At 61.6% G+C, this 25,598-nt stretch carries 18 protein-coding genes and 1 riboswitch; of the genes, 14 read left to right on the top strand and 4 right to left on the bottom strand.

Annotated features, from left to right (window positions below; translation table 11 throughout):
• The first annotated feature begins 137 nt into the window (after positions 1–137).
• The 6 genes from FTE24_RS16030 (at position 138) to FTE24_RS16005 (ending at position 9,778) form a co-directional block, all read left to right on the top strand.
• On the top strand, positions 138–1,100 hold the full coding sequence (locus FTE24_RS16030) for an ABC transporter permease (protein ID WP_150232065.1): 963 nt from the start codon (positions 138–140) through the stop codon (positions 1,098–1,100).
• Between the two features lie 25 nt (positions 1,101–1,125).
• Entirely contained in the window at positions 1,126–2,007 is an 882-nt protein-coding gene (locus tag FTE24_RS16025) for a carbohydrate ABC transporter permease (RefSeq protein ID WP_141448663.1), read from the top strand.
• A gap of 77 nt (positions 2,008–2,084) precedes the next feature.
• The gene (locus tag FTE24_RS16020; RefSeq protein WP_150232063.1) at positions 2,085–3,686 is read left to right on the top strand and encodes an ABC transporter substrate-binding protein; all 1,602 of its coding nucleotides are present in this window, start codon (positions 2,085–2,087) and stop codon (positions 3,684–3,686) included.
• Between the two features lie 100 nt (positions 3,687–3,786).
• Positions 3,787–5,361, top strand: a complete 1,575-nt coding sequence (locus FTE24_RS16015) for a glycoside hydrolase family 32 protein (protein WP_415663183.1) — start codon at positions 3,787–3,789, stop codon at positions 5,359–5,361.
• 3 nt (positions 5,362–5,364) lie between these two features.
• A complete protein-coding gene (locus FTE24_RS16010) occupies positions 5,365–6,348 on the top strand; it encodes an ROK family protein (protein ID WP_150232059.1) in 984 nt (327 codons plus the stop codon).
• A 157-nt stretch (positions 6,349–6,505) separates the two neighbouring features.
• The gene (locus FTE24_RS16005; RefSeq protein WP_150232057.1) at positions 6,506–9,778 is read left to right on the top strand and encodes a GH32 C-terminal domain-containing protein; all 3,273 of its coding nucleotides are present in this window, start codon (positions 6,506–6,508) and stop codon (positions 9,776–9,778) included.
• A gap of 143 nt (positions 9,779–9,921) precedes the next feature.
• On the opposite strand, the gene FTE24_RS16000 is transcribed toward FTE24_RS16005, so the two are convergent.
• On the bottom strand, positions 9,922–10,965 hold the full coding sequence (locus tag FTE24_RS16000; protein WP_150232055.1) for a hypothetical protein: 1,044 nt from the start codon (positions 10,963–10,965) through the stop codon (positions 9,922–9,924).
• A 530-nt stretch (positions 10,966–11,495) separates the two neighbouring features.
• On the opposite strand from FTE24_RS16000, the gene FTE24_RS15995 reads away from it, so the two are divergent.
• The 4 genes from FTE24_RS15995 (at position 11,496) to gntK (ending at position 16,435) form a co-directional block, all read left to right on the top strand.
• The gene (locus FTE24_RS15995; RefSeq protein ID WP_150232053.1) at positions 11,496–13,070 is read left to right on the top strand and encodes a zinc ribbon domain-containing protein; all 1,575 of its coding nucleotides are present in this window, start codon (positions 11,496–11,498) and stop codon (positions 13,068–13,070) included.
• A gap of 139 nt (positions 13,071–13,209) precedes the next feature.
• A complete protein-coding gene (gene gnd, locus FTE24_RS15990) occupies positions 13,210–14,109 on the top strand; it encodes a phosphogluconate dehydrogenase (NAD(+)-dependent, decarboxylating) (RefSeq protein ID WP_141448669.1) in 900 nt (299 codons plus the stop codon).
• 31 nt (positions 14,110–14,140) lie between these two features.
• Positions 14,141–14,812, top strand: coding sequence for a GntR family transcriptional regulator (locus FTE24_RS15985; protein ID WP_150232051.1), 672 nt, complete (start codon positions 14,141–14,143; stop codon positions 14,810–14,812).
• A gap of 51 nt (positions 14,813–14,863) precedes the next feature.
• Positions 14,864–16,435 carry a gluconokinase gene (gntK, locus tag FTE24_RS15980; protein ID WP_150232050.1) on the top strand — a complete coding sequence of 524 codons (1,572 nt, stop codon included), beginning with the start codon at positions 14,864–14,866 and terminating at the stop codon, positions 16,433–16,435.
• Between the two features lie 212 nt (positions 16,436–16,647).
• On the opposite strand, the gene FTE24_RS15975 is transcribed toward gntK, so the two are convergent.
• Complete coding sequence (locus tag FTE24_RS15975) at positions 16,648–17,703, bottom strand: S-layer homology domain-containing protein (RefSeq protein WP_150232048.1); 1,056 nt, start codon at positions 17,701–17,703, stop codon at positions 16,648–16,650.
• 583 nt (positions 17,704–18,286) lie between these two features.
• A riboswitch (SAM riboswitch) is annotated at positions 18,287–18,422 on the bottom strand.
• A 164-nt stretch (positions 18,423–18,586) separates the two neighbouring features.
• Between FTE24_RS15975 and FTE24_RS15970 the strand changes: the two genes are divergently transcribed.
• A complete protein-coding gene (locus FTE24_RS15970; protein WP_141450490.1) occupies positions 18,587–19,372 on the top strand; it encodes a carbon-nitrogen family hydrolase in 786 nt (261 codons plus the stop codon).
• A 160-nt stretch (positions 19,373–19,532) separates the two neighbouring features.
• Here the strand turns inward: FTE24_RS15970 and FTE24_RS15965 are convergent, their stop codons facing one another.
• Entirely contained in the window at positions 19,533–20,369 is an 837-nt protein-coding gene (locus tag FTE24_RS15965; RefSeq protein ID WP_150232047.1) for a 1,4-dihydroxy-6-naphthoate synthase, read from the bottom strand.
• The gene (locus FTE24_RS15960) at positions 20,366–21,067 is read right to left on the bottom strand and encodes a futalosine hydrolase (protein WP_150232045.1); all 702 of its coding nucleotides are present in this window, start codon (positions 21,065–21,067) and stop codon (positions 20,366–20,368) included. Before FTE24_RS15960 ends, FTE24_RS15965 begins: the two co-directional genes overlap by 4 nt.
• Before the next feature lie 282 nt (positions 21,068–21,349).
• Between FTE24_RS15960 and FTE24_RS15955 the strand changes: the two genes are divergently transcribed.
• From FTE24_RS15955 to FTE24_RS15945, 3 genes are all read left to right on the top strand, one after another.
• Positions 21,350–21,868 (top strand): mismatch-specific DNA-glycosylase, encoded by a 519-nt coding sequence (locus FTE24_RS15955; RefSeq protein WP_150232042.1) that lies wholly within the window; start codon positions 21,350–21,352, stop codon positions 21,866–21,868.
• 134 nt (positions 21,869–22,002) lie between these two features.
• Positions 22,003–24,456: an EAL domain-containing protein gene (locus tag FTE24_RS15950; RefSeq protein ID WP_150232040.1), complete on the top strand. Its 2,454-nt coding sequence runs from the start codon at positions 22,003–22,005 to the stop codon at positions 24,454–24,456.
• A 103-nt stretch (positions 24,457–24,559) separates the two neighbouring features.
• Entirely contained in the window at positions 24,560–25,450 is an 891-nt protein-coding gene (locus FTE24_RS15945) for an aldo/keto reductase (protein ID WP_150232038.1), read from the top strand.
• The last annotated feature ends 148 nt before the right edge of the window (positions 25,451–25,598 follow it).

Genomic DNA, 25,598 nt, shown 5'->3' with positions numbered 1-25,598 from the left:
AAATTATTTTGACAAAATGAGTTGACATATGAACTTCCCCTCTGGTAAATTGTAAACGCGGAACCGGTCAAATGTGAAATGTAAGCCCTTACGACCGATCGGGACCAAATTCATAAGCAAGAAATGGAGGAAGGGGAATGGAAAACTCGGCAGAGACCGGAAAAGGCGGCCGGCTGCTTCAACGCAAAAAGGCGGAACGCAGCGGACTGGGCTCGTTCAAGAAGAACGGCTTTCTGTACCTTTTGCTTGCGCCGGCGCTTTTATTGACTCTGGTTTTCAAATACGTTCCGATGTACGGCGCCATTATCGCCTTCAAGGAGTTCAGCCCGATTCGGGGCATCGTGAACAGCGAATGGGCGGGATTGAAGTATTTCGAAAAGTTTTTGTACTCGCCCAATTTCGAAGTCATTTTTATGAACACGCTTAAATTGAGTTTTTACGGGCTGCTGTTCGGCTTCCCGATTCCGATCCTGCTTGCGCTGATGCTCAATCAGGTCCGCAAAGCCGGAGCCAAAAAAAATATCCAGCTGTTCCTCTACGCGCCAAACTTCGTATCGGTCGTCGTCATCGCCGGGATGCTGTTCATCTTCTTGTCCCCGACAGGGCCGATCAACGCGATCGCGACCTGGGTGTTCGGCCAGCCGCTGATGTTCATGACCGATCCCGCCTACTTCCGCTGGGTGTACATCCTGTCGGATATCTGGGCAACCGCCGGCTGGGCTTCGATTATCTACGTCGCGGCACTGGCCGGCGTCGATCCGGAGCTGCACAACGCGGCCAGCCTCGACGGGGCGAGCCTGATGCGGCGCATCTGGCATATCGACCTGCCGACGATCAAGCCGATCATGGCGATCGTGTTCATTCTCGCGGCGGGCGGCATCATGTCGATCGGCTTCGAGAAAGCGTATCTGCTGCAGACGTCGATGAACCTGCCGTCTTCGGAGATCATCGCGACCTACGTCTACAAAGTCGGCCTGCAATCCGGCGATTATTCGTACTCGGCGGCTGTCGGATTGTTCAACTCCGTCATTAACGTCATCCTGCTGCTCACTGTCAACCTCGTCGTCAAAAAGTTGAACGACAATCAGGGCCTTTACTAATCTTGCCGGAAAGGAGAGAACCGCGATGACTGTCAAAAATACGCCGTTCGACCGGTTTCTGCTCGTCTTGAACGGATTGTTCCTCACGCTGGCCGTACTGGTCGTCGTCGTCCCGTTCGTCTATATCATCGTCGCTTCGTTTATGGACCCGACCGTGCTGCTCAATCGGGGGCTGTCGCTGAACCCGTCCGATTGGAGCCTGGAAGGGTACCGCAAAATTTTGAGCAACAACGCCATGATCCGCGGCTTCTTCAACTCGCTGCTGTATGCCGGTGCGTTCGCGATCTTCACCGTGCTCGTCTCGGTCTGCGCGGGCTATGCGCTGGCCGACGATACGCTGGCCGGACGCAAGCTCGTCATGACGCTGTTCCTGATCACGATGTTCTTCGGCGGCGGGCTCATTCCGACCTACCTGCTGATCCGTCAGCTCGGCATGCTCGACACGCCGTGGGCGCTCATCATTCCCGGGGCGGTCAACGTATGGAACATCATTCTGGCCCGGACGTTTTTCAAAAGTATTCCCAAAGAACTCAAGGAAGCCGCGAACGTCGACGGCGCTTCCGAATTGAAGATCTTTATGCGCATCGTCATTCCGCTCTCCAAGCCGATCATGTTCGTGCTGGCGCTGTACGCGTTCGTGGGGCAGTGGAATTCGTACTTCGACGCCATGATCTATCTGGAAAACTCCAGGTTGTTCCCGCTTCAGCTCGTGCTGCGTTCGATTCTGATCCAGAATCAGGCAGCGCCCGGCATGATCGGCGACCAGCAGGCGATGGCGGAACTGAAACGACTGTCGGAGATGATCAAATATTCGTCCATCGTCGTCTCCAGCCTGCCGCTGATCGTCATGTATCCGTTTTTCCAGAAATATTTTGAAAAAGGCGTCATGGTCGGTTCCCTCAAATAAAACCGTCCGACAACCCGCCGTGCCCGTGTCCGATCATCCGCTCACCGAGGTTCATCATCCCAAGGAGGAATCCCCCTATGAAAAAGCTTCGTCTGCCGCATTGGAAAAAAGCGCTCTCCGCGTCCGCCCTGTCTACCGTGCTGCTTGTGACCGCCTGCGGAGGCGGTTCGTCCGAGCCGCAGCAGACCGCCGACGGCAAACCGATTTTGCGCGTGCTGACTTCAAGTTCCCCGCTCGCGCCGGCCGATCCGAACGAGAAACTCGTTGTCAAGCGGCTGGAAGAGAAGACCGGCGTGCATATCGACTGGACCAGCTACACGAGCGACGTGTTCGCGGAGAAGCGCAATCTGGCGATGGCCAGCGGCGATCTGCCGGATGCCATTTTCGCCGCGGAGTACAGCGATTACGACCTGCTCAAGCTGGCCAAGGACGGAGCGATCGTGCCGCTGGAAGACGTGATCGACCAGCAGATGCCGAATTTCAAAAAAGTGCTCGACGAACACCCGGAATATCGCTCGATGATTACCGCGCCGGACGGCCATATCTATGCGTTCCCGTGGATCGAGGAATTGGGTTCGGGCAAAGAGCGTATCCAGTCGGTTGACGATATGCCGTGGATCAACGTGGAATGGCTGAAGAAACTGGGACTTGAGATGCCGAAGACGACGGGCGAACTCAAAGACGTGCTGACCGCGTTCAAGACGCAGGACCCGAACGGCAACGGCAAAGCCGACGAGATTCCGCTGTCGTTTATCGACAAGCCGGGCGGCGAGAACCTGACGTTCCTGTTCGCCGCGTTCGGCCTGGGCGAAAATCCCGAGCATCTGGTCGTGACCGACGAAGGCAAAGTGGTGTTCACCGGCACGGAGCCCGGCTACAAAGACGCGGTCAATTACGTGTACGATCTGTACAAAAACAAGCTGGTCGATATCGAATCGTTCCAGCAGGACTGGAATACGTATGTCGCCAAAGGCAAAGACGACCGTTACGGCCTGTATTTCACATGGGACAAAGCGAACATTACCGGCATGAACGACAAATACGACCTGATGCCTCCGGTTGCCGGACCGAGCGGCGAAGTCAACGTCACGCGCAATAACGGCATGGGCTTTTTCCGCGGCTCGATGGTCGTGACCAGCACGAACAAGCAGTTGGACACGACGGCGAAATGGGTCGATCAGCTCTACGATCCGATCCAATCCGTGCAGAACAACTGGGGCACTTACGGCGACGAGACCCAGCAGAACATTTTCGAATTCGACGAAGCCAAAAAAATGCTGAAGCATCTGCCGCTCGAAGGCTCCGCGCCGGTCGAACTGCGCCAGAAGACGAGCATCGGCGGACCGCTCGCGATTCTCGACGAATACTTCGGCAAATACACGACGATGCCGGACGACGCCAAATGGCGGATGGACCTCATGGAGAAAGTGCTCGTTCCGCATATGAAGGCGGAGAACACGTATCCGAACGTCTTTTTCAGCATCGAAGAACTGGACCGGCTCTCCACGATCGAAGCCGACCTGTTCCCGTACATGCTGCGCAAACGCACGGAATGGTACCAGAACGGCAAAGCCGACAGCGAATGGGACGCCTACCTGGCGGAACTCGATCGGCTCGGCCTGCAGGAATGGCTCAAGATTCGGCAGGACGGCTACGATCGCAGCGTCGTGAAATCCTGAATCTATTCGGAACCACGCGGGCAGCCCGGACATTGACGTAACAATGAACGCAAAAATCGACGTATATATAGAAGGCACAGGAGGCGGACAGACAATGACGATGCAAGCAACCAAGCCCGACCATCGGGGCGAGTACCATTTTTCCCCAAAAGAAAAGTGGATGAACGATCCCAACGGCATGGTGTTTTTCGACGGCGAATACCATTTGTTTTTCCAGCATCATCCGTTTGGCGATACATGGGGCCCGATGCATTGGGGACATGCGGTCACGCGTGACCTGATCCGTTGGGAAGAACTGCCGATCGCGCTGGAACCCGACGAGCACGGCACGATTTTCTCGGGCAGCGCCGTAGTGGACTGGCAGAATACGACCGGATTTTTCCCGGACGAACCGGGTCTGGTCGCGATCTTCACCCATCATCTGGAACGCCCGGATGCGCCGGTCGTGCAGACCCAGAGTCTCGCTTACAGCACGGACAAAGGCCGCACCTGGATCAAATACGCAGGCAATCCGGTGCTTGAACGCGCCGACCTGCCCGATTTCCGCGATCCCAAAGTGTTCCGGCACGAACCGAGCGGACAGTGGATCATGGTCGTCGCCTGCGGGCAGATCGTCTCGCTGTACCGCTCGCCCGATCTCAAGCAGTGGACGTGGACCAGTGATTTTGGTCAGGGCATCGGTTCGCATGACGGCGTATGGGAATGCCCGGATCTGTTCGAGCTGCACGTCGATGGTGACCCTGCCAAGAGCCGCTGGGTGATGCTGGTCAGTATCGGCGACGGGGGAAGCGGAACGGAAGGTTCGCGGACGCAGTATTTCGTCGGCGGGTTCGACGGCGAGACGTTCACTCCGGACGAAGCTTCGCAGCAGGTGCGCTGGCTCGATCACGGCCGCGACAACTATGCCGGCGTCAGCTGGTCGGACATTCCGGACGAAGACGGCAGACGGCTGTACCTCGGCTGGATGAGCAACTGGCGCTATGCGAACCAGACGCCGACCGACGGCTGGCGCGGCGCGATGACCCTCGCGCGGGAGCTGACGCTTGAGACGGTGGACGGCGCCGAGACGCTGATGCAGCGTCCGGCGCGGGAACTGGAAGAAGCGCGCGTGCCGGTGCTGGAACTTGCGGACGTGACGCTGGCCGAGCTGCGCCTTGCGCTTGAGCCGCTGCGGCTGGGAAGCTACGAGCTGGAAGTCCGGGCCGAAAGCGGACGCTCGTTCGGGTTCGTGCTGCGCGAAGGCGACAGCTGCGGAACGCCGGTCGGCTTCGACGCGGAAGCCGGCGAGCTGTACATCGACCGTACGCAGTCGGGCGAGTGCGGCTTCCACGCGGACTTCGCGGGAAGACATGCGGCGCGTACGGCGCAGCCGGGCAGCGGAGCGGGCATGCAGCGCGAATCGGGCGCTGCAGCCATGCAGGCTGCGGACAGCGCAGGAGCTGCGTCGGAGACGAAGACAGGCGTACAGCTTGGGGCCGGGTCGGAGACGGAGCTGCGGATTTTCGTCGACCGGTCTTCGGTCGAAGTGTTCGAAGGCGGCGGTCGCCTCGTCATGACGGACCTGATCTTCCCAAGTGGGCAGTCGGACCGGCTGTCGGTCTTCGCGGGCGACGAGTCCACGGTATTTCGCTTCGTGCGGATCAGCCGGATTGCAGGCTCGCACGGGGAGGCGTGAATTATGATCGGGAGAGATAACGAACAGACGCCGCATCTCGGCGATTCCGTATTGGATTCCGCACTGGATTCCGTACGGGTCGGGGCGATCGAAGCCGGCGGCACCAAGTTCGTCTGCGGCATCGGAAGTATGGACGGCGAGATTCACGACCGGATCAGCTTCCCGACCGGTCCGCCGGAAGAGACGCTTGCGCAGGCGATCGATTATTTCGCCGGCCGCGGCGTGCAGGCGATCGGGGTCGGCTCGTTTGGGCCGATCGATCTGCGCCCGGGCAGCGCCACGTACGGATTCGTCACGACGACGCCCAAAGCGGGCTGGGCGAACTTCGACTTTCTCGGCACGCTGCGCCGCTCCTTCGACGTGCCGTACGGCTGGGATACCGACGTGAACGCCGCCGCTTACGGCGAAGCGATCTGGGGCGCCGCCCGCGGCCTGGACAGCTGCGTGTATTACACGATCGGTACGGGCGTCGGCGTCGGCGTGTATGCCGAAGGGCGGCTGCTGCACGGCCTGCTGCATCCCGAAGGCGGGCATCTGCGGCTGCGCCGGCATCCGGACGATACGTTCGCCGGCTGCTGCCCGTACCACGGCGACTGCCTGGAAGGGATGGCGGCCGGTCCCGCGCTTCAGGCGCGCTGGGGCGTTCCCGGACATGAACTGGCCGCGGATCATCCCGCGTGGGAGATCGAAGCGCATTATATCGCCGAGTCGATCGCGGCGGCGGTTCTGCTGCTGTCGCCGCGCCGGATCATTCTCGGCGGGGGCGTCATGCAGCAGGAGCATCTGCTGCCGCTGATCCGGCAGCGCGCGGCGGCGAGCCTGAACGGCTACGTCGCGGCGTCGGAACTTGCCGAAGGGCTGGGCGAGTATATCGTCGCGCCGGGACTCGGCACGCAGTCCGGCCTGCGCGGCGCGCTGGCGCTGGGCATCCGGGCGCTGGAACAGTCCCGGTCCGGGCTCGGAGATACAAGTCTGTCGGGCGTTTAAATTCGTCACGCCGCTAAAGTCCTTATTCATCGCTTATCCGGATATTCATCCTTCCAACGCCCGCCGACGGACATACGCTTCGTCGGCGGGCGAATTTGGCAGGAAAGGCAAACGGTCTTACCGATCTTACAAGAACCCATTCAGGGAGGGATATGTCATGAATACGAAAAAAACGGCTTTTTCGCTGCTGTGCGCGGTGCTGCTGCTGGGCGTGCTGCCGACAGGCGGGCTTCGGGCGGAAGCAGCCGAAGCGGCGCCGACGGCCGCGCAGGAACCGATTTGGAACTCTAATTTTGATAGCGCTATCATCAGTGAAGGAAGCTGGACCGCCGACGACCGCGGCATCCGGGGAACGGCGTCAGGCGGCTCCGCCGCGGCGAAGATGTATGCGACATCCGCTGCCGACCGTCTCGTATTTACAGGCGATCTGTCGCCCGGTTCGGCGGATATGTCCGCCGGACTGGTCTTTCTCGCCGGCAGCGACGGGACGGGCGGCTACGCGGCGCTGCTGGAGCGGGAGCAGGGCCGCGTGCGGGCCCGGCTGATCGGGCCGGGCGGAGCCGAACTCGCCGAATCGTCCGTCACGTATCCGAGCGAAGACGGCGTCAAGCATCGGCTGGAGATCGTCGTCGAAGACGGCCGGGCCAGCCTGCACGTCGACGGCTATGCGGAAGCGGCGCTCGAAGCCGGCGGGATGCCGTCCGGCGTTCAGCCCGGCGGACAGTCCGCCGGATTGACGGTAATTCGCGGCACGGCCGTTTTCCAGGATACATACATGACGCCGACGCCGGAGTATTACGGAGAACCCTATCGCCCCGCTTACCATTATTCGCCGCCGCGCGGTTCGGCCAGCGATCCCAACGGCATGATTTTTTATCAAGGCGAATACCATCTGTTCCATCAGGACGGCGGACGTTGGGCGCATGCGGTCAGCTCCGACATGCTGCATTGGAAAAGCCTGCCGCTGGCGCTGGAATGGAACGGTCTCGGCCATATCTGGTCCGGTTCCGCGATCGCCGATCCGGATAACGTCTCCGGCTTGTTCGACGGCTCGCCGGACGGCGGCGGCCTGATCGCGTATTACACGTCCTATAATCCCGAAGCGCCGGGCGGCAACCAGCGGATCGGGATCGCCTACAGTTCCGACCGCGGCCGGACGTGGCATTACCCGCAGGAGCGCCCGATCGTGATCGAGAACCCGGGCAAGAACGGCGATGATCCGGGGAACTGGGATTTTCGTGATCCCAAAATCGTCCGGGACGAAGCCCGCGACCGCTGGGTCATGGTCGTGTCGGGCGGCGACCATATCCGGTTCTTCACTTCGAAGAATCTGACCGACTGGACGCTGACGGACAATTTCGGCTACGGCGATTACGTGCGCGGCGGAGTCTGGGAATGTCCCGACCTGTTCCCGCTGCCGGTGGACGGCACCGGCGAGATCCGCTGGGTGCTCATGATCAGCACGGGCGCCAATCCGGCGACCGAAGGCTCGGACGCCGAATATTTCGTCGGGCAGCTGACGGATGACGGCAAATTCGTCAACGATAACGCTGCCGGGCAGGTGCTCAAGACCGATTGGGGCAAAGAGTTCTACGCGTCGTCTTCGTTCGCCGAGGCGCCGGACGGCCGGGTCGTTACGATGGCGTGGATGACGAATTGGGATTATCCGTTCGCTTTCCCGACGATCGGCTGGAAAGGCGTGCTGAGCCTGCCGCGAGAGCTGTCGCTGACCCGCACGGCGGAAGGGGTGCGCCTCGTTCAGCGGCCGATCGGCGAATTGGACGGTCTGCGCCGCGAACTGCGCACGATCGGCGAGACGACCGTATCGGCCGGTTCGCCGAATCCGCTGCAGGGATTGTCCGCCGGCGCGTACGAGATCGAAGCCGAGCTTGAGCTGCCTGCGGGCGGGGCGGCGGCGGATTCGTTCGGCTTCCGCGTCCGCGAAGGAGGCGGGCAGCATACGGATATCGCGTATTCCGTAGACGAAAGCAAGCTGTCGGTCGACCGTTCCGCTTCGGGCACGACCGATTTCTCGCCGCTGTTTGACCTGCGCCAGGAAGCCGAACTCCGACCGGACAACGGGACGGTCAAGCTGCGCATCTTCGTGGACGAATCGTCGGTCGAGGTGTTCGCGGACGACGGACAAGTCGTCTTCTCCGACTTGATCTTCCCGGACGCGGCGCGCCGCGGCATGAGCTTCTACGCCGAGGGCGGCGAAGTGCGGATCCGTTCGCTGAACGTCTACGCGCTCGATTCGGTCTGGACCAAGCAGGCCGGCGGCGAACTCGTGCTCGACACGGCGCAGGTGGATATGGGGCTGAACGAAGTCCGCACCCTGTCGGCCGCTGCGCGCACGTCTTCGTCCGCCGAAGCGCCCCTGAACTGGAGCAGTTCCGACCCTTCGGTCTTGTCGGTGACGGCGGGGCCGGATAGATCGGCCGTGCTTCGCTCCGTCGCTCCGGGCGAAGCGGCGGTGACCGTCTCGGCTCCAAGCGGAGCGGCTGCAAGCGTGACCGTCGTCGTGCACGGAGGCGAGTTCGCGACGAATCTCGGTCCGTTGGATCGTGCTCCGTCGGCGGCTGCGTGGATCGTCGCGGAAAACGGCCTGCGCGGCAGTTACAGCGGCGATACGACGGCCATGTCCAAGCGGACCGCGGGCGACTTCATATATGAAGCGACCGTGAAGCTGGGTGACGGAGGCGGCGCGGCTTCGCTGCTGTTTCGCGCGGACGCTGCCGGCGGCAGCGGCTATTATCTCAATCTGGACCCGAACATGGACGCGGTCCGGCTGTTCTACAAGATCAACGGCAGCTTCGCGGAGCGGCAGGTGCTCGGCAGCTTCCCGGCCCCGATCGTGTCCGGCGGCACGTATGCCCTCAAAGTCCAGGCCAAAGGCCCGCGTATCCGCGCCTGGCTGGACGGCCAGCCGGTGCTCGACGTGCGGGACGGCACGTTTGCGACCGGACAGGTCGGCCTGCATGCTTTCGGCGGCCGGGCTTCGTTCCAGAACGTGCGCCTCACGCGGACTTCGGCCGCCAAGCTGGACCGCTTCGCGCTGATCAACCGCGAATCCGCTCTGGCGCTTGCGCCGGCGGGCGCCGCCCGCGGTTCGGCCGTCGGGCTCCAGCAGTCGGAGCCGAAGACCGCTCCGCTCTGGACAGCCGTGCCGACCGGCGACGCCGCAGGCTCGGTATCGCTGCGCACGCCCGCCGGGCAGGCGCTCGATCTCGATATCGGGCGCGGCACGCTGCAACTATACGATTATCTCGGCTACGACAACCAGCGCTGGATCGTTCGCAAAAAAGGCGGACAGACCTTCCTGCTGAACGCGGCGAACGGCCTGGCGCTCACCTCGGGCAGCGGCGGCAAGCCGATTCTGACCGAATACGACCCGGACAATCGGGCGCAGCAGTGGAAGTTCAAGAAGTGACGCCGAACCGGCGGGGGGTCGGCGAGAAGCAAGCGAACCCCAAGTAAACAGCTCGTCAAAAAGCTTCTTTCTTCCGGCAGCGAAGCCGGTCGAGAGAAGCTTTTTTAATACGGAAAATTGATGATCGGAAAGCGGTTATGCGTTTAATCGTCCTGTTCATCCCCGTACGACGCCGATTCGCTGCTCCACATGATGACGGACGTATGCGATGCTTGCGCCTGCGGCTCAAGCATATATTCAAACGAAGAACCGAGGTTCGCCGCATACTCGGGCAGGCCGTCCCGTTTCAGCCGATCCATAAACCACTCCAGACAGGACGGCTGCTGGAAAATTGAATACAACTGGGCATTTCGCAAAAACACGTGTTTGTCATCCGAAGAAGCCTGTGCCCAGAACGATTGGATTTCTTCTCTTCTCTCGCCCCAGTCAAAATCCCGGTCGAGTGCAGGCAGCGCAGTCGGCGAAAGGTGTTCCATGCCGGAAGCAGCCGGATCGTCGGCACGGATTACCGGATCACCCTGATCTTCGGCAAGGATCACCGGATCACTTGAATCGCCGGCGCGAACAATCCGACCTGCCGCGGCCTGTCCGCCGAGATCTGCTGTCCGCTGCGTCGACACGACGCCGACTCCATCTTCCGTCTCCCGGTCGACCGCCTGTTTTCGCTGCTCTCGCATCTCGTCCAGATACGCGCCCATATCTGTGATCGGTATAATCCCGAACCGTTCCGCCAGACGGCGTCGGATCTCGGATGCTTCTTCGTCCGGTTCATGCGGTTCCCGGGTACGGACATATTCCCGATAGTCTGCGCCGTGTTCGAACGCGTTGATCAGGGCATCGGCATCCGTATACATGGCCCGCAGCCAATCGAGCAAATTGGCGGCGACCGGCCGGATGGGACAATCGGAGTCCATCGGCGATACGGTTACGATCCAGGCTTGATCCAAATCCGGAGCCAGGCCGAAATCGGTCAGCAATCCGTAGTGAATCCCGTCCATGCCGGTGCTGGCCAGAGGGATCACATCAAGCGGTGTAAAAGAATACCGGAAATCGTCTTCGATCAGCATGCACGGAAAAGCGCGGTCCAGCGATAAATCTTCCTGCTGCAGTTCCTGTTCCAACTCGAACAACTGCCGAATAAGCGAAGGGATCTCGTACGTTCCGTAATGCGTCGGTAAGGCTGTCATCGAATTTCTCCTCCTGTTCGGGTTCGCGGCTTGCGCGTAAGCTTCATCCTTGTGCCTGTTTTCTATCGAATGGGCGGCAGGAAGGCAGCGATCGCCTTCTGTCGGTCCGTTCTGGGCAAAATAACGGCGTGGGGGCAGTTATTTCGGTCTGATGGTCTGCTCTGTACAAAATAACTGCGAGAGAACCGTTATTTCGGCATATAGGTATCCAAAGCTGCTCTTTTCCGCAAAATAGATGCATCTATGCAGTTATTCGTGATATTGAAGACGGTTTGGCGAAAATAAGTGTTCTCAGGCACTTAATTTGGATCGGGTATGGGACGGATGCGAGTTTGCGAGACTGTGGAACCCTGAAGTAAACGCAGCAGCGATCCGCAAAGTTTGATATTTCTTTGCCTTTAAGGAAATGTCACCCTAAAAGCTCATAAATTATGCTACATTATGAGCAGCCGAACAAGCAAAGAGGTCTTGCGCCCCTGCTTGTTCCTTATTTACTCATACGAAATGCCTATTTGCAGGAGGGATCTACGATGTACTGCACGAAATGCGGAGCGAAGCAGCCGGAAGAGGCGGCGTACTGTGCCGCCTGCGGCACGCGCCTGATCAAGCAGGAGCCGCAGCCGTCCGCGCCGCCGGCTCCAACGCAGGCCCGGGCGGCAAGCGAATCGACGCCTGAACAAACGACCCAATCGATACCCGACCCGGCCGCGCAGCCAGCGGCTTCGGAACCGACACCCCAACCAACGTCCCGGTCAACGCCGGAACCGGCCGCCCAATCAGCCGCTCCGCCAGCCCCCGACACGGCCCTCAACCCGTCCGCCCCGGCCTCCCAAGCGGTCTCCGCCCCGGCCCCCAACCCGGCCGCCGGCGAACTGCCGTCGGTGCTGCTGACGCGCAGCGATCCGCCCGGCAGCGGCAGCGGCTACCGCTATCCCGAACCGAAGCCGACGTTTGCCGCGCGTTACGGTTCGCTGCTTGCGCTGCTCAGCCTGATCGTGCTCGTGGCCGGCGGTTGGTACGGCTGGAACCAGTACCGGGCCGGCATCGACCGGCAGGCCGCGCAGCTCGAAGCGCTGGCGGGCGAACTGGCGCAGGGCGGCGATTATTCCGCCGCGCTCGATCGGCTCGCGGAAGCCGCCGAGCTGCGTCCCGAAGACGCGTCGATCGCCGCGGACGCGGAATCGCTCCATGCGGCGCTTCGTGCGCAGGGCGAGCTGGAGCAGGTCGCCGCCCGGCTGGACGGCCGCGAGCTGGAGGCGGCGGAGCAGAGCCTGGACGGGCTTGAAGCGGAGCTTGGCACACGCCCGGGCGAACTGCTCAAGCGCGAGCGGGACGCCGCCGCCGCGCAGCGCGGCCGGCTGGAACTGCTGCGCGCCGAGCAGCAGCTTGAAGCGTCAGGCGACGCGGAAGCGCTGATCGCGCTGCTCGGCGGCGTCGGAGAAGCGGATACCGCCGAAGCGCGCGATATGCGCGAGCGGATCGTCGACAAGATCGTCTCCGTCAGCTCCGCGCAGGCGGAGAGCATGCTGCGGGAACACAATTACTCTTCCGCTGCCACAATCGTGGAGACGGCGCTCGGGTACGCGTCGGCGAATACCGCGCTGCTCGAACTGAACGGCCGGATCGAGACCGAAGAGCGGGCCGAGGAGGAGCGCCGCGAGGCGGACAAAGCGGAAGCCGAAGAGCAGCGCCGCGCGGAAGAAGAAGCGAGGGTGGCGGCCGAAGCGGCTGCGCAAGCGGCAGCCGAGAATCGGGCCATCGAACAGGCAGCGGCGCAGGATCAGGCGGAATATACCGTGCAAGCTTTTTACGACGAGCTGTCGGGCTGGAATTACGGCGGAGCGTACGCGCTGCTGGGCAGTCGTTGGCAAAAAGGGACCGGTTATGCGGATTTCGCGAACGGCTATACGAATACGCTCTCCGTCGTGATCAATTCGATCGATTCGGCGCCGGTCGACGGGAATACGGAAGTGACGATCTTTATCACCGCCGAAGAAATCACGGACTCGGGGACAGTGTACTCCACGTATCGGTCCGTGTACCAGGTCGGCTATGAGAACGGCATCATGAAAATTTTGAGCGGCAAAGGCGAAAAGTTGTCCTAAACGACTGCCAACCCCGCGCATGGATAAGCAGGACGGTGTCCCGGCAGCGGGAACCGTCCTGTTTTCTTTACAAATTCAAGGCAAAAGGGTTAAAATACGGACATCAGTTGTATACAGGTATACAGGAGGAGTGATTCAGATGAAAATCGGAATGATCGGGCTTGGCAAAATGGGATACAATCTGGTCTTGAACTTGCTGGAGAACCAGCACGAGGTCGTCGTAAACGACGTGAATCCGGAGCCGGGGCGGGAACTGGCCGGCAAAGGCGCGATCGCCGCGGAATCCGTGGCCGAACTGGTCGGGCAGCTGGCGAAACCGCGCGTCGTATGGGTCATGGTCCCGGCCGGACCGATCGTCGACGGCGTGCTGGAAGGACTGTCGGAGCTGCTGGAAGAAGGCGACATCATTATCGACGGCGGCAACTCGCAGTACAAAGATTCGATTCGCCGCTCGGAGACGCTGGGCCGCAAAGGCATCCTGTTCTTCGACGCGGGCACGAGCGGCGGCATGTCGGGCGCGCAGAACGGCGGCTGCTTCATGATCGGCGGCGACAAGGACGCGTTCGCGACGATCGAGCCGCTGTTCCGGGACCTGGCGGTCGAGAACGGCTATCTGTACACCGGACCGAGCGGAAGCGGGCATTATCTCAAAATGGTGCATAACGGCATCGAATACGGCATGATGCAGGCGATCGGCGAAGGGTTCGAAGTGCTGGAGAAAAGCGCGTTCGATTACGATCACGAAGCGGTGGCCCGCGTCTGGTCGAACGGCTCGGTCATCCGCAGCTGGCTCATGGAACTGACGCAGAACGCTTTTTCCAAAGACCCGAATCTGGACGAAATCCGCGGCGTCATGCAGAGTTCCGGCGAAGGCAAATGGACGGTGCAGGAAGCGCTCGATCTCGAAGTGAGCACGCCGGTCATCGCTTTGTCGCTGCTGATGCGCTACCGCTCGCTGGAGAACGATACGTTCCACGGCAAAGTGGTCGCGGCGCTGCGCAACGAATTCGGCGGCCATGCCGTCGTGAAGGAAGACTGAGCCAAAATTCGGCAGCGGGGAGTCGGTCAATATGCAATATCCTTCGGCTTGGCTGCAGGGCGCTTCGCTCGGCGAATCCATAGCGGATCGGCTGCGGCTGCGGATCATCGGCGGAGAGATCGAGCCGGGAGCGGTCATCTCGGAGAACCGCGTGGCGGACATGTTCGGCGCCAGCCGCTCGCCGGTGCGCGAAGCGCTCAAGACGCTCGCCGGCGAAGGGTTGATCCGGCTGGAGCGGATGGGCGCGGTCGTGGTGGGACTGGATCTCGGCGCGGTCAAGGAACTGTACGACGTGCGCCATTTGATCGAGAGTTTCGCCCAGCAGCGGCTTGCGGCGCAGAATAACGAAGCGCTGATCGCCCGGCTCGGGCAGCATATCGACCGGATGAAGCTGGCGGCCGCGCACGGGGACTGCGTGGAGTTCGCCCAGCAGGATTTTTCGTTTCACGAGAGAATCGTCGAGGCCGCGGGGCATACGCGCATCCGGCATCTGTGGAGCAGTATCCGCCCGATCGTGAAGACGGTCATCCTGCTTACGACGGAAAAAGAATTCGCGCGGGGCGAGCGGCGGATGAACGAGATCGCCGACAAGCACCGGATGGTGATCGAAGGATTGGGATCGGGCAGCGCAGAAAATATCCGGCAGATCGTCAAAGCGTATTTCGACGATTCGGACGAGACTTTGGGCCGCAGTTTGCTGTAAAAAAACAAAAATACGCGCAGGTCTGCGCACCCGGAAGGAAGGTCCCCCGGCATGGATGAGAACAGTACGCACGGCACGCACGAAAAAATGATGATCGGCGTCGATATCGGCACGACCAGCACGAAAGCGGTCGTTTTTACAGAGACAGGCAAAGTGGTCGCGCAGGAGAACGTCGGGTACCCGCTGCATACGCCGTCACCTTCGGTGGCGGAGCAGGACCCGGACGAGATCTACCGGGCCGTCCTCTCGTCGATCGGAGGCGCGGTACGCAAAGCGCAGGCGCGGCCGGAGCAGATTCTGCTGCTGTCGTTCAGCTCTGCCATGCACAGCCTGATCGGCGTCGACGCAAACGGCGTTCCGGTGACCCGCTGCCTGACGTGGGCGGACAACCGCAGCGCCGCCTGGACGAAGAAGCTGAAGACCGAACTGAACGGAGACGGCATCTACGCCCGGACCGGCACGCCGATCCATCCGATGTCGCCGCTTGCGAAGCTGCTCTGGCTGCGGCACGACCAGACCGATTGGTTCGACCGTTCCGCCCGCTTCGTGTCGATCAAGGAATACGTCTTCTTCAAGCTGTTCGGCGACTACGTCATCGACCATTCGATCGCGTCCGCGACCGGATTGTTCAATCTGGAACTGCTCGATTGGGACAAGGAAGCGCTGGAAGTGGCCGGCGTCACGCCGGAGCGGCTGTCCCGGCTCGTGCCGACGACCCATGTCATGCACGGCCTGCAGCCGGCGGCGGCCAGCGAACTGGGTCTGGCGGTCGATACGCCGTTTGTCGTGGGCGCAAGCGACGGCGTGCTGTCCAACCTCGGCGTCGGAGCGATCCGCCTGGGCGTCGTCGCGGCGACGATCGGAACGAGCGGGGCGATCCGCACCGTCGTGGACCGTCCGCTGACCGATCCCAAAGGACGCTTTTTCTGTTACGCGCTGGCGGACGGGCTTTGGGTGATCGGAGGACCGGTCAACAACGGCGGGATGCTGTTTCGCTGGGTGCGCGACGAATTCGCGGCTTCGGAAGTCGAGACGGCCAAACGGCTCGGCATCGATCCGTACGAAGTGTTGACCCGGATCGCCGAACAGGTGCGCCCGGGCAGCGAAGGACTGCTGTTCCATCCGTACCTGACCGGAGAACGCGCGCCGCTGTGGAATCCCGATGCGCGGGGATCGTTTTTCGGCCTGACGATGAATCATCGCAAAGAGCATATGATCCGCTCCGTGCTGGAAGGCGTCATTTTCAACCTGTACACGGTCATGCTCGCGATGGAAGAACAGATCGGCCGTCCGCAGAAGATCCATGCGACCGGCGGATTTGCCCGCTCGCCGCTGTGGCGCCAGATGATGGCGGATATTTTCGATCAGGAAGTCGTCGTGCCGGAAAGCTTCGAGAGCTCCTGCCTCGGCGCGGCGGTGCTCGGGCTGTACGCGCTCGGCCGCGTCGATTCGCTCGACGTCGTCGAAGGCATGATCGGCGGCACGCACCGGCACGAGCCGATCGAAGAGAACGCCGCCGTCTACAAGCATCTGCTGCCGATCTTCATCTCCGTCTCGCGCAGCCTCAAAGACGATTACGAAGCGATCGCCCGGTTCCAGCGCGAGATGGCCGGGGAAGTCTGAACCGGTCGGAACCCGATTGAATCGGAACCGCCCGTACGTATCCGCGCACGCGAAAAACCGCTTTTTCCCACGGCATCTGCCGGGGGAACAGCGGTTTTTCGTCATTCTTCGGTCCGTGCTTCGATCCGTTCTTCGATCAGCCCCGCGATTCGTGCTTTATTACGCCGCGCCGCGCTCCGCGGCCCTATCGCTATCCCGCCAACGCCCGACGCTCAGCGCGCCTTGCTCGGCGTGTGGTCGAGCGACGCGGCCATGACGTCGCCGTAAGCCCAATACGACGACGGGACGTCGCTCCACGTCATCGGCAGACCGGCGTCCGCGGGACGCTCGATCAGCCGGTTGAGCAGCGCGGCCGTCTCGGCTCGCGTGACCGGACGGTCCGGACGGAAATTGCCGTCCGGGTAACCGTCCATCGCGCCGTTCGCGGCTGCGGCGGCAATAGCGGCGGACGCCCAGTGTCCCCGCGTATCGCCGAACGCCGACTCCGGTCCGGTCGTTGGCCAGGCGTAGACGTTGGCCAGAATCTGGGCCATTTCCGCCCGGGTCACGTCGCGTTCGGGTTCGAAGCGCGCGCCGCCCGTGCCCTGCATCCAGCCTTTGGCCGCGGCCAGCGATACGCCGGCGGTCAGCCATTTATCCGGCGCGATATCGCGAAAATCGGCGCCGGAAGGAGAAGTTTCCGCGCTCATCGTCCGCTGCAAGATGACGGCCAGTTCGGCGCGGATCAGATTTTGTTCGGGCCGGAACGTTCCGTCCGTATAGCCGTTCATATAGGCGGGATACGTATGCCGCGCCGGCGTCAGCGCGAAAGCGTACGCGATCGGTCCGGAGCCGGCCGCGCGTACCGCCGTGCCGTCTGTCTGCCGCGCGTTCGCCGAAGAGGCCGGTTTGGCCGTTCGGCTGTCGAACGGCAGATAGCCGGCTTTCTCGCCGACGATCGCGTAGTCGCCCGGTTCGATCCACCGTTCGGACAGTCCGGCGTCCGCCGAGGTCGAAGCGGATGCCGTTCCCGCGACCGCCTGCCCGGGCGTGCGCCCGTTCGCGCGGTTCGAAGCCGTGTCGGCCCAATACAGCGTAAGGACGACGTCCTGCAGCGGGCGGCCGGTTACGGCATCGGTCACGCTGACGCGCAGCGCGGTCTGAGCTTCCTGCGAAGCGGCGGCGGTCGGAGAAGCGGCGGACACGGCCGAACCTAAGGAACCGGCGGCCAACAGCAGGGCGGCGAAGGAGGAACCGACGCGTAGTTTCGCTTGCGTACCGAATTTCATGGAAATCGCCTCCGTATCGAATAGGATCAAGGAACAGGCGGGCGAACGACGGCGCACGAAGGAATCGAACTGCGGAGAAAAGGTCTTATTTTATACATAAACCCCGTGAAAACCGAAGAACCCTCTTATGGGCAAAACAAGGAAAAGAATTCCAGATTTCAAAAGTGCGCGCGAAAAAGAGCAAAAAAGTGCAAGAAAACGGACACGGAAAAAAGCCCGCCGAACGATCAAGCCGGGAAAGCTTGGTCGTTCGACGGACTTCCGTTCCTGAAGCGCCGGCGGTCCGGATGATTGCATTTGAGGATGGAATCATGCGTATTTTGCAGCCGGGATCGATCATGCAGCATGCCGATCCGGACGGCTGCCGGCGCGGGACTTGGACGACGGGGCGTGTTCCGGATGCGTGACCGCGTCCGGCCGGCGTCTCCTCCGCGATATGCGGCGCGAAAGATCGCCGGTATAAGAACCGGCAGGTACCGGACTTATGACAAGCGGCGAGACGATGGGCAGTCGGGCGAATCGAAGAGACGCGAAAAAGCCTCTTCCCGTAAGAGAGGAAGAGGCTCGAATAAGCGGAAGTCTCTTCTTATCTCTCCGCTTGGCTGCGCTCCGCAGGGGCGGGGCGTGACGACAAACGTGCAAGAATTAGCACCGTGCCCCTGATGGGGTCGGTTGCCGGGCTTCATCGGGCTGGTCCCTCCGCCTGCTCTTGATAAGATGTTCGGTTGATGCTATGAAAGGTGCATATTTTTGCATTATCGCATGCCCGTACGGGAGTGTCAACGGTGGGAGCGTTTGCAATCGAACGGTTCGACCTATAGGCTTAAAGGGAACGTCAAGCCGCGGAAACGGCATGCGGCTGGGAACAGGAGGCCACATCATGGTGAAATGGAAAATAACTTGCATTCAGTACGACATCGCGTACGGCGACCCGGAGCGCAATTATGCAGAGGTCGAACGACGGATCGAGCGTGCGATGGAAGAGAAGCCGGATCTGATCGTGCTGCCCGAACTGTGGACGATCGGATACGATCTGACGCGGCTGGACGAAATCGCGGAAGACGAAGCGCGGCGCGCCAAAACGTTCCTCGCGGAAACGGCCCGCAAGCACGGCGTCCATCTGGTGGGCGGCTCGACGGCCAAGCGCACGGCGCAGGGCGTGTTCAATACGCTGCTGATCTACGACCGCGAAGGAAGCCTGTGCGTGGAATACGACAAAGCGCATCTGTTCCAATTGATGGACGAGCATCTGCATCTGCAGACCGGTGCGGAAAAAGGATTGTTCGAGCTGGACGGCATTCCGAGCGCGGGCGTCGTATGTTACGATATCCGGTTTCCCGAATGGATTCGCGCGCATATGAGCGACGGGGCGCAGGTGCTGTTCGTCGTGGCGGAATGGCCGATCGAGCGGCTGGACCACTGGCGCGCGCTGCTGATGGCCCGGGCGATCGAGAACCAGTGTTGGGTCGTCGCCTGCAACCGCAGCGGAAGCGACCCGGACCACGATTTTGCCGGCCATTCGATGATTATAGATCCCTGGGGAGAAATTACGGCCGAAGCCGGGGAAAAAGACGAACTTTTGAGCGGCGAGATCGATACGGCAGCCGTGGCGGAGACGAGAGGGCATATTCCGGTCTTCGACGACCGCCGTCCGGAACTGTACCGCTGAGTCGGCCTCAAGCCGCACACGAAAACCCCCGGTTCTCCGCAGGAGAATCGGGGGTTTTCGTGTGCGGACAGCGATACTGTTCTTGCGGCGACAGCCGAAGTGATGCTGCGGGCCGTTGAGCCGAAGGCTTTTTGGAAAAGTGTTCCGAAAACCGTTCCGGTCAGGCGGGATACAGCAGCCGTTCGTCGAAAGCCGGGACCAGTCCTTCGCGGGCGGCCCGGGTCAGCAGGGAGCGGATCGCGGCGTAGCCGTCTTCGCCGAGGTCTGCCGTGAACTCGTTAACGTACAGGTCGATATGCGAGTCGGCGACATCCGAATCCATCTCCTGCGCGTGTTCAAGCACGTAGTCGCGGGAAGCTTCGGGATGCGCCCAGGCGTACTGCACCGAAGACCGGACCCATGCGGCGACGGCGCCGGCATCGACGCTGCCGCGCTTGGCGATGATCGCGCCGAGCGGAATCGGCAGGCCGGTGTCGCTTTCCCACCAGTCGCCCATGTCGGCCAGCTTGTGCAGGCCGTAGTTCCCGTACGTGAAGCGCGCTTCGTGGATCACGAGCCCCGCGTCGATCTCGCCGCTCTGTACGGCCGGCATGATCTTGTCGAACGGCATGACGACCACTTCGCCGATCCCGCCGGGAATCGCCTGCGCCGCCCAGAGACGGAACAGCAAATACGCGGTCGAGCGTTCGCTCGGCACGGCGATGCGTTTGCCGGCAAGGGCTGCCGGCTCCCCGGCTTCCTTCGTCAGCACGAGCGGGCCGCAGCCGCGGCCGAGCGCTCCGCCGCACGGAATCAGGGCGTAATCCTGCAGCACCCACGGAAGCGCGGCGTAGGAAATCTTCATGACTTCCGGACCTTCGCCGGCGGCGGCCCAATTATTCGTAATATCGATATCGGCATAAGTGACTTCGAGTTCCGGCGCGCCTTCTACCAGGCCGTGCGTCAAGGCATGGAACACGAACGTATCGTTGGGACAAGGGGAAAATGCGATCTTCAAGCGAAAAACACCTCCGGGAATAGTGAGCTTGCGGTGCGAAGCGCGCCCAGCGCTTCGCCGATCTTCCAGGCACCGCGATCGCGCGGGCCGACCGCGTTCGAGATCGCGCGGACTTCCAGCGCGGGCAGGCCGAACTGCCGGGCGGCTTCCGCGACGCCGAAGCCTTCCATGCCTTCGGCCGCCGCGCCGGGCACGCGCGCAGCCAAAGATTGCGCGCCTGCCAGCGTGCCGGTCGTCGTGGACACCGTCAGCACCGGGCCGAGGCACGCGGCCAATCCGGCCTCGCCGAGCGCGCCGAGCAGGGCGGCCGAGCGCTCGGCATCGGCCGCGATGACGGCCGAGCCGAACCCGAGCGCGTCCACGGACAGGAAGCCGTCCGGGCTGTCCGATCCGAGGTCGGCAGCGGCCATCGCGCTTGCGACGACGATCGATCCGATCGCCGCCCGGCCGGCGAATCCGCCGGCGATGCCCGCGCTCACGACGCGCGCATAGCGGCCGCGCGACAGCGCGATAGCCGTGCCGGCCGCCGCCGCGGCGACGCCGACGCCGGCGGCGACGACGTCGAAACGGTCGTCGCCGCCAAGACCGGCAAGCACCGCTTCGCGTTCGGCGTCGACCGCGGTCACGACAAGCACGCGGCCCGAAGAAGCTTCGGACCCGGCGTCGGACTCATGGGAAATGGGGTGCGGCTGGTACATGCGATCCACTCCTTGTATGATAAATGGGTAGCGAAAAAGTAAGCGAATGAAGAAAAGGATTCATCCCTTAACGGTACCGCTAAAAATGCGGATTGTAAAGTGAACCGGCAGGCTTCGGCATGCGTACCAAGGAAGCGGGCCGATCGCTCGCTTCCTTGGCACGTTTGACTTCCGCTGCCCAACCGTCGGGACTTCCGATAGCCTCACTTTCGACCATCAAAGGTCCGAATAAGAAGGTCGGCCCATTATTTTTCCAACAAAGACAAGGAGCGTGCGCTTCTCATGCCGGACATCAACGACCATCTGGACGACGGCTTGTCCGTTCTGTTCGTCGGCTTCAATCCGAGTCTTCGCTCCGGCGAGACCGGACACCATTACGCGAATCCGCGCAACAATTTTTGGCGGATCCTCGAAGCTTCGGGACTGACTTCCCGCCGCTATGCGCCCTGGGAAGACGGAGACCTGCTGAAGCTCGGCTACGGCTTCACGAATATCGTCGCCCGGCCTACCCGGGGCGTCGAAGACATCGCCCGCGAGGAATACCGGGCAGGGCGCGAGATTTTGCGGACAAAGCTGGCTCGCTATCTGCCGAGCGTCGCCTGCTACGTGGGCAAAGGCGTCTATACGGAATTTACGGGCCGCAAAAAAGCCGCTTGGGGTTTCCAGAAGGAATCCGAAGTGGACGGCGTCATCGACTTCGTCGCGCCTTCATCCAGCGGTCTCGTGCGCATGCCGATGCGGGAAATCGTCGAGATTTATACCGAACTGCGGTTCTATCTGGAAGACGAACGCGGCGAATGAAGACGCGTCGCCCCGCGCGGCGGCGTTTTGCGGCGTTTGCTGCACAAAAAGTCTCGTTCTGCCGATATACCCCTTAGGTGAACATTCGTTCAAAATCAAAACTTGCAAAATTAAAGGTTGGAAAGGAGGAGCGCATGGAAATCGTACAGGGTACTTATAACCCGGGTCTGGTCCTTGTCTCCTGCATCATTTCGGTTCTCGCGTCTTATTCGGCGCTCAATCTGGCGGGCAGAATCCATCTGGCGCACGGCAGGCTGCGCGTATTTTGGCTGGCCGGCGGCGCCGTGTCGATGGGGCTCGGCATCTGGTCGATGCACTTTGTCGGCATGCTCGCCCTGCAGCTGCCGATGAAGATGACTTACAATATTCCGATCGTCATCTTGTCGATGATCGTGCCGATCCTCGTCTCGTTCATCGCGCTGTGGACCGTCACGCGCAAGACGCTCACGTGGCGTTCGCTGCTGCTCGGCGGGCTGCTGCTCGCTTCCGGCGTGGTCGACATGCATTACGTGGGCATGTCCGCGATGGCGATGAAGATCACCTACAATCCGTGGCTGGTCGCGCTGTCCGTCGTGATCGCGCTGACCGCCTCCATCGCGGCGCTTGCGCTGATGCGCAAGCTTCGGGAAGAAGGCAGCGTGCTGCTCCACAAAATCAGCAGCGCGCTTATTATGGGCGTGGCGATCGCCGGTATGCACTATACGGGCATGGCGGCCGCGAACTTCCATATCCACGAACACAATCCGGTCGCGATGGGCGGAGACCAGGTCGACATGCAGAGTCTGGCCCTGATCATTGCGCTGAGCAGCATGCTGCTGATCGGCTTTACGATTTACGGCGCGTTTATCAACGGCCGGTTGAACCAGAAGGACAAAATGATCCGCAGCCAGGAGAAATGGTACCGCGCGCTGTACGAGAACAACACCGACGGCATCATCTCGATCGACATGCGGGGCATCGTGACCGATATGAATCCCGCCATTTTGAACATGACCGGCTCGCAAAGAGGCGACTACATCGGTCGTCCGATCACGGTGCTTCAGCAGTTTTTCCATCCGGACACATATAGAAAAGCGAAACAACACCACCAGGAATCGATGCTGATGGAATCGCTCGCCTACGAGACGCAGATCGTGCATCCGAACGGGCAGGCGATCCATCTGGGCGTCGTCGGCGTGCCGGTGAGCGTCGACGGGGAAGTGACTGGTACCCACTTGATCGTGCGCGACATTACCGAGCAGAAGCTGACGCAGGCCAAAGTCGAACACCTGGCCTACCACGACGAGCTGACCAATCTGCCGAACCGCCGGCAGTTCAATACGATCGTGCAGGAGCGGATCGAATTGCAGCAGGGCAAAGGCCGCCTGGCCGTCATGGTGCTCGATATCGACCGCTTCAAGATGATCAACGATTCGCTCGGCCATGCGTACGGCGACGCTTTTCTCCAGAAAGTCGGACAGCGCATCTGCGAAGTTATCGATCCGGCCAAAGCGACGCTGTCGCGGATGGGCGGCGACGAGTTCGCGCTGATCTGCCATTCGTTTGCGTCGATCGACGAGATCGCGCAGCTGGCGCAGCGGATCGTCTCGGTGATTCAGGTGCCTTACACGCTCAAGGATAACGATTTTTACGTCAGCGCAAGTATCGGGATCGCCATGTACCCGGAGCACGGGGAGAGCCGCGAGGAACTGATCAAGAACGCCGACTCCGCGATGTACGAAGTGAAGCGCGAAGGCAAGAACGGCTACCGTTTCTATTCCGCCGACCTGGACGAAGAGCTGCTGTTCAAGATCGAGATCGAGACGGATCTGCGCAAAGCGATCGAACGCGGCGAGCTCGAAGTGCATTACCAGCCGCAGTACCGCATGCCGGGCCGCGAACTGATCGGCATGGAGGCGCTGCTGCGCTGGCATCATCCGGTACGCGGCATGATTCCGCCGGGCCGGTTCGTGCCGATCGCCGAAGAGACGGGCCTGATCGTCGAGATCGGCAGCTGGGTGCTGCGCGAAGCGTGCCGGCAGGCCAAAAGCTGGCACGACGAAGGGCGTCCGAAAGTGCCGATCTCGGTCAATTTGTCGACGCAGCAGTTCCACCAGCCGGATCTGGAGTTCGAGGTCGAGCGCATTCTCGTCGAGACCGGGCTGGAACCGAAATATCTGGAGCTTGAGATCACGGAGAGCATGATGATGGACGCTTCGGCTTCGATCGAGATCATGAAACGGCTGAACAGCCTGGGCATCCGGCTGAGCCTCGACGATTTCGGCACCGGCTACAGCTCGCTCAGCTATTTGAGCGTGCTGCCGATCAGCCGTCTGAAGATCGACCGATCGTTCGTCATGCGGCTCGAAGAAAGCGGCAGCGAACAGGCGATCGTCAAGACGATCATCGCCATGGCCTACAGCCTCGGCATGGACGTCATCGCCGAAGGTATCGAGACGGAAGGGCAGTTGGACATTTTGACCGATCAGCGATGCCTGGAATTCCAGGGCTATTATTTCAGCCGTCCGCTTCCGCCGGGCGTGCTGTTCGCGAGCGAACCGGCTCCGTTTGCCAGCGACGCCGCAGAACTGACCGAACGGGGAGCCTGAAGGCTCCCCGTTTTAATTTGCCGATAGTTGTTTATGATAGTTGTTTATAGAGTACAGACAGGTTCCCGCAGCATCCATACAGGGAACGCGAAGGAGGATCACAATGGATAAACGGAACACGGACGAGATCCGCGCGGCACTTGAACAGCGGACGATCAAGCTTGCGGACGGCACGCCGCTGCCGGCGATCGGGCAGGGCACCTGGTACATGGGCGAGGCCAAGCAGGAAGCGGAGCGGGAAGCCGACGCGCTGCGCCTCGGCCTCGATCTGGGCATGACCGTGATCGACACGGCGGAGATGTACGGCAGCGGCGGCGCGGAACGCGTCGTGGCCCGGGCGCTCCGCGGGCGGCGCGACGAAGCTTTTCTCGTCAGCAAAGCGCTGCCGAGCCATGCCGGAAGCGCGAAGCTCGTCGAAGCGTGCGAGAACAGCCTTCGGCGCCTTGAGACGGATCGGCTCGACCTGTACCTGCTGCATTGGCGCGGCCGCGTGCCGCTAGCCGAGACGGCCGAAGCGATGGAGAAGCTGAAGCAAAGCGGCAAAATTGTACGTTGGGGCGTCTCGAATCTCGATACGGCGGATATGGAAGAGCTGTGGACGGCGCCCGAAGGCCGCGGCTGCGAGATCAACCAAGTGCTGTATCATCTCGGTTCGCGCGGCATCGAGCACGATCTGCTGCCGTGGAAGCGCCGCGTCGGCATGCCGATCATGGCTTACTGCCCGCTCGCGCAGGGCGGATCGCTTCGCCGCGAACTGATGGACAGTCCCGAAGTGCGCCGGGTAGCGAAGCGGCTGGACGCGACGCCGGCCCAGGTGCTGCTGGCCTGGGTCATCCGAAGCGGCGACGCGCTAGCTATCCCCAAAGCGTCGAGTCCCGGGCATGTGCTCGAAAATGCGGCGGCCGCGCGGCTGCACTTGAGCGACGAAGACCTGGCGCAGTTGGAGCAGGCTTTCCCTGCTCCGGGGCGCAAAGTTCCGCTGGACATCGTCTGAGCGCAGCCCGACCGTATTTCAGAAAAATTCTTAAGATTTTGACATATGCCGTAACCGAATCGTTCCCGGAGCTGCCGGGCTTCGATTTTCGGGTCCGGACATGCAAAAGAGACCCGGCTTCCCAACGCGTCGTTGGAAGTCAGGTCTC

It is taken from the genome of Saccharibacillus sp. WB 17 (assembly GCF_008634075.2).
In the GTDB taxonomy this organism is placed as follows: Bacteria; Bacillota; Bacilli; order Paenibacillales; family Paenibacillaceae; genus Saccharibacillus; species Saccharibacillus brassicae.
Note: the sequence above shows the minus strand (reverse complement) of the source record. Positions and strands in the feature narration are given on the sequence as shown.

What these genes read in the sequence shown, in the direction of transcription:
- FTE24_RS16030 (WP_150232065.1), top strand. Translation starts at nt 138, where the DNA reads ATGGAAAACTCGGCAGAGACCGGAAAAGGCGGCCGGCTGCTTCAACGC.
- FTE24_RS16025 (WP_141448663.1), top strand. Translation starts at nt 1,126, where the DNA reads ATGACTGTCAAAAATACGCCGTTCGACCGGTTTCTGCTCGTCTTGAAC.
- FTE24_RS16020 (WP_150232063.1), top strand. Translation starts at nt 2,085, where the DNA reads ATGAAAAAGCTTCGTCTGCCGCATTGGAAAAAAGCGCTCTCCGCGTCC.
- FTE24_RS16015 (WP_415663183.1), top strand. Translation starts at nt 3,787, where the DNA reads ATGCAAGCAACCAAGCCCGACCATCGGGGCGAGTACCATTTTTCCCCA.
- FTE24_RS16010 (WP_150232059.1), top strand. Translation starts at nt 5,365, where the DNA reads ATGATCGGGAGAGATAACGAACAGACGCCGCATCTCGGCGATTCCGTA.
- FTE24_RS16005 (WP_150232057.1), top strand. Translation starts at nt 6,506, where the DNA reads ATGAATACGAAAAAAACGGCTTTTTCGCTGCTGTGCGCGGTGCTGCTG.
- FTE24_RS16000 (WP_150232055.1), bottom strand. Translation starts at nt 10,965, where the DNA reads ATGACAGCCTTACCGACGCATTACGGAACGTACGAGATCCCTTCGCTT.
- FTE24_RS15995 (WP_150232053.1), top strand. Translation starts at nt 11,496, where the DNA reads ATGTACTGCACGAAATGCGGAGCGAAGCAGCCGGAAGAGGCGGCGTAC.
- gnd (WP_141448669.1), top strand. Translation starts at nt 13,210, where the DNA reads ATGAAAATCGGAATGATCGGGCTTGGCAAAATGGGATACAATCTGGTC.
- FTE24_RS15985 (WP_150232051.1), top strand. Translation starts at nt 14,141, where the DNA reads ATGCAATATCCTTCGGCTTGGCTGCAGGGCGCTTCGCTCGGCGAATCC.
- gntK (WP_150232050.1), top strand. Translation starts at nt 14,864, where the DNA reads ATGGATGAGAACAGTACGCACGGCACGCACGAAAAAATGATGATCGGC.
- FTE24_RS15975 (WP_150232048.1), bottom strand. Translation starts at nt 17,703, where the DNA reads ATGAAATTCGGTACGCAAGCGAAACTACGCGTCGGTTCCTCCTTCGCC.
- FTE24_RS15960 (WP_150232045.1), bottom strand. Translation starts at nt 21,067, where the DNA reads ATGTACCAGCCGCACCCCATTTCCCATGAGTCCGACGCCGGGTCCGAA.
- FTE24_RS15955 (WP_150232042.1), top strand. Translation starts at nt 21,350, where the DNA reads ATGCCGGACATCAACGACCATCTGGACGACGGCTTGTCCGTTCTGTTC.
- FTE24_RS15950 (WP_150232040.1), top strand. Translation starts at nt 22,003, where the DNA reads ATGGAAATCGTACAGGGTACTTATAACCCGGGTCTGGTCCTTGTCTCC.
- FTE24_RS15945 (WP_150232038.1), top strand. Translation starts at nt 24,560, where the DNA reads ATGGATAAACGGAACACGGACGAGATCCGCGCGGCACTTGAACAGCGG.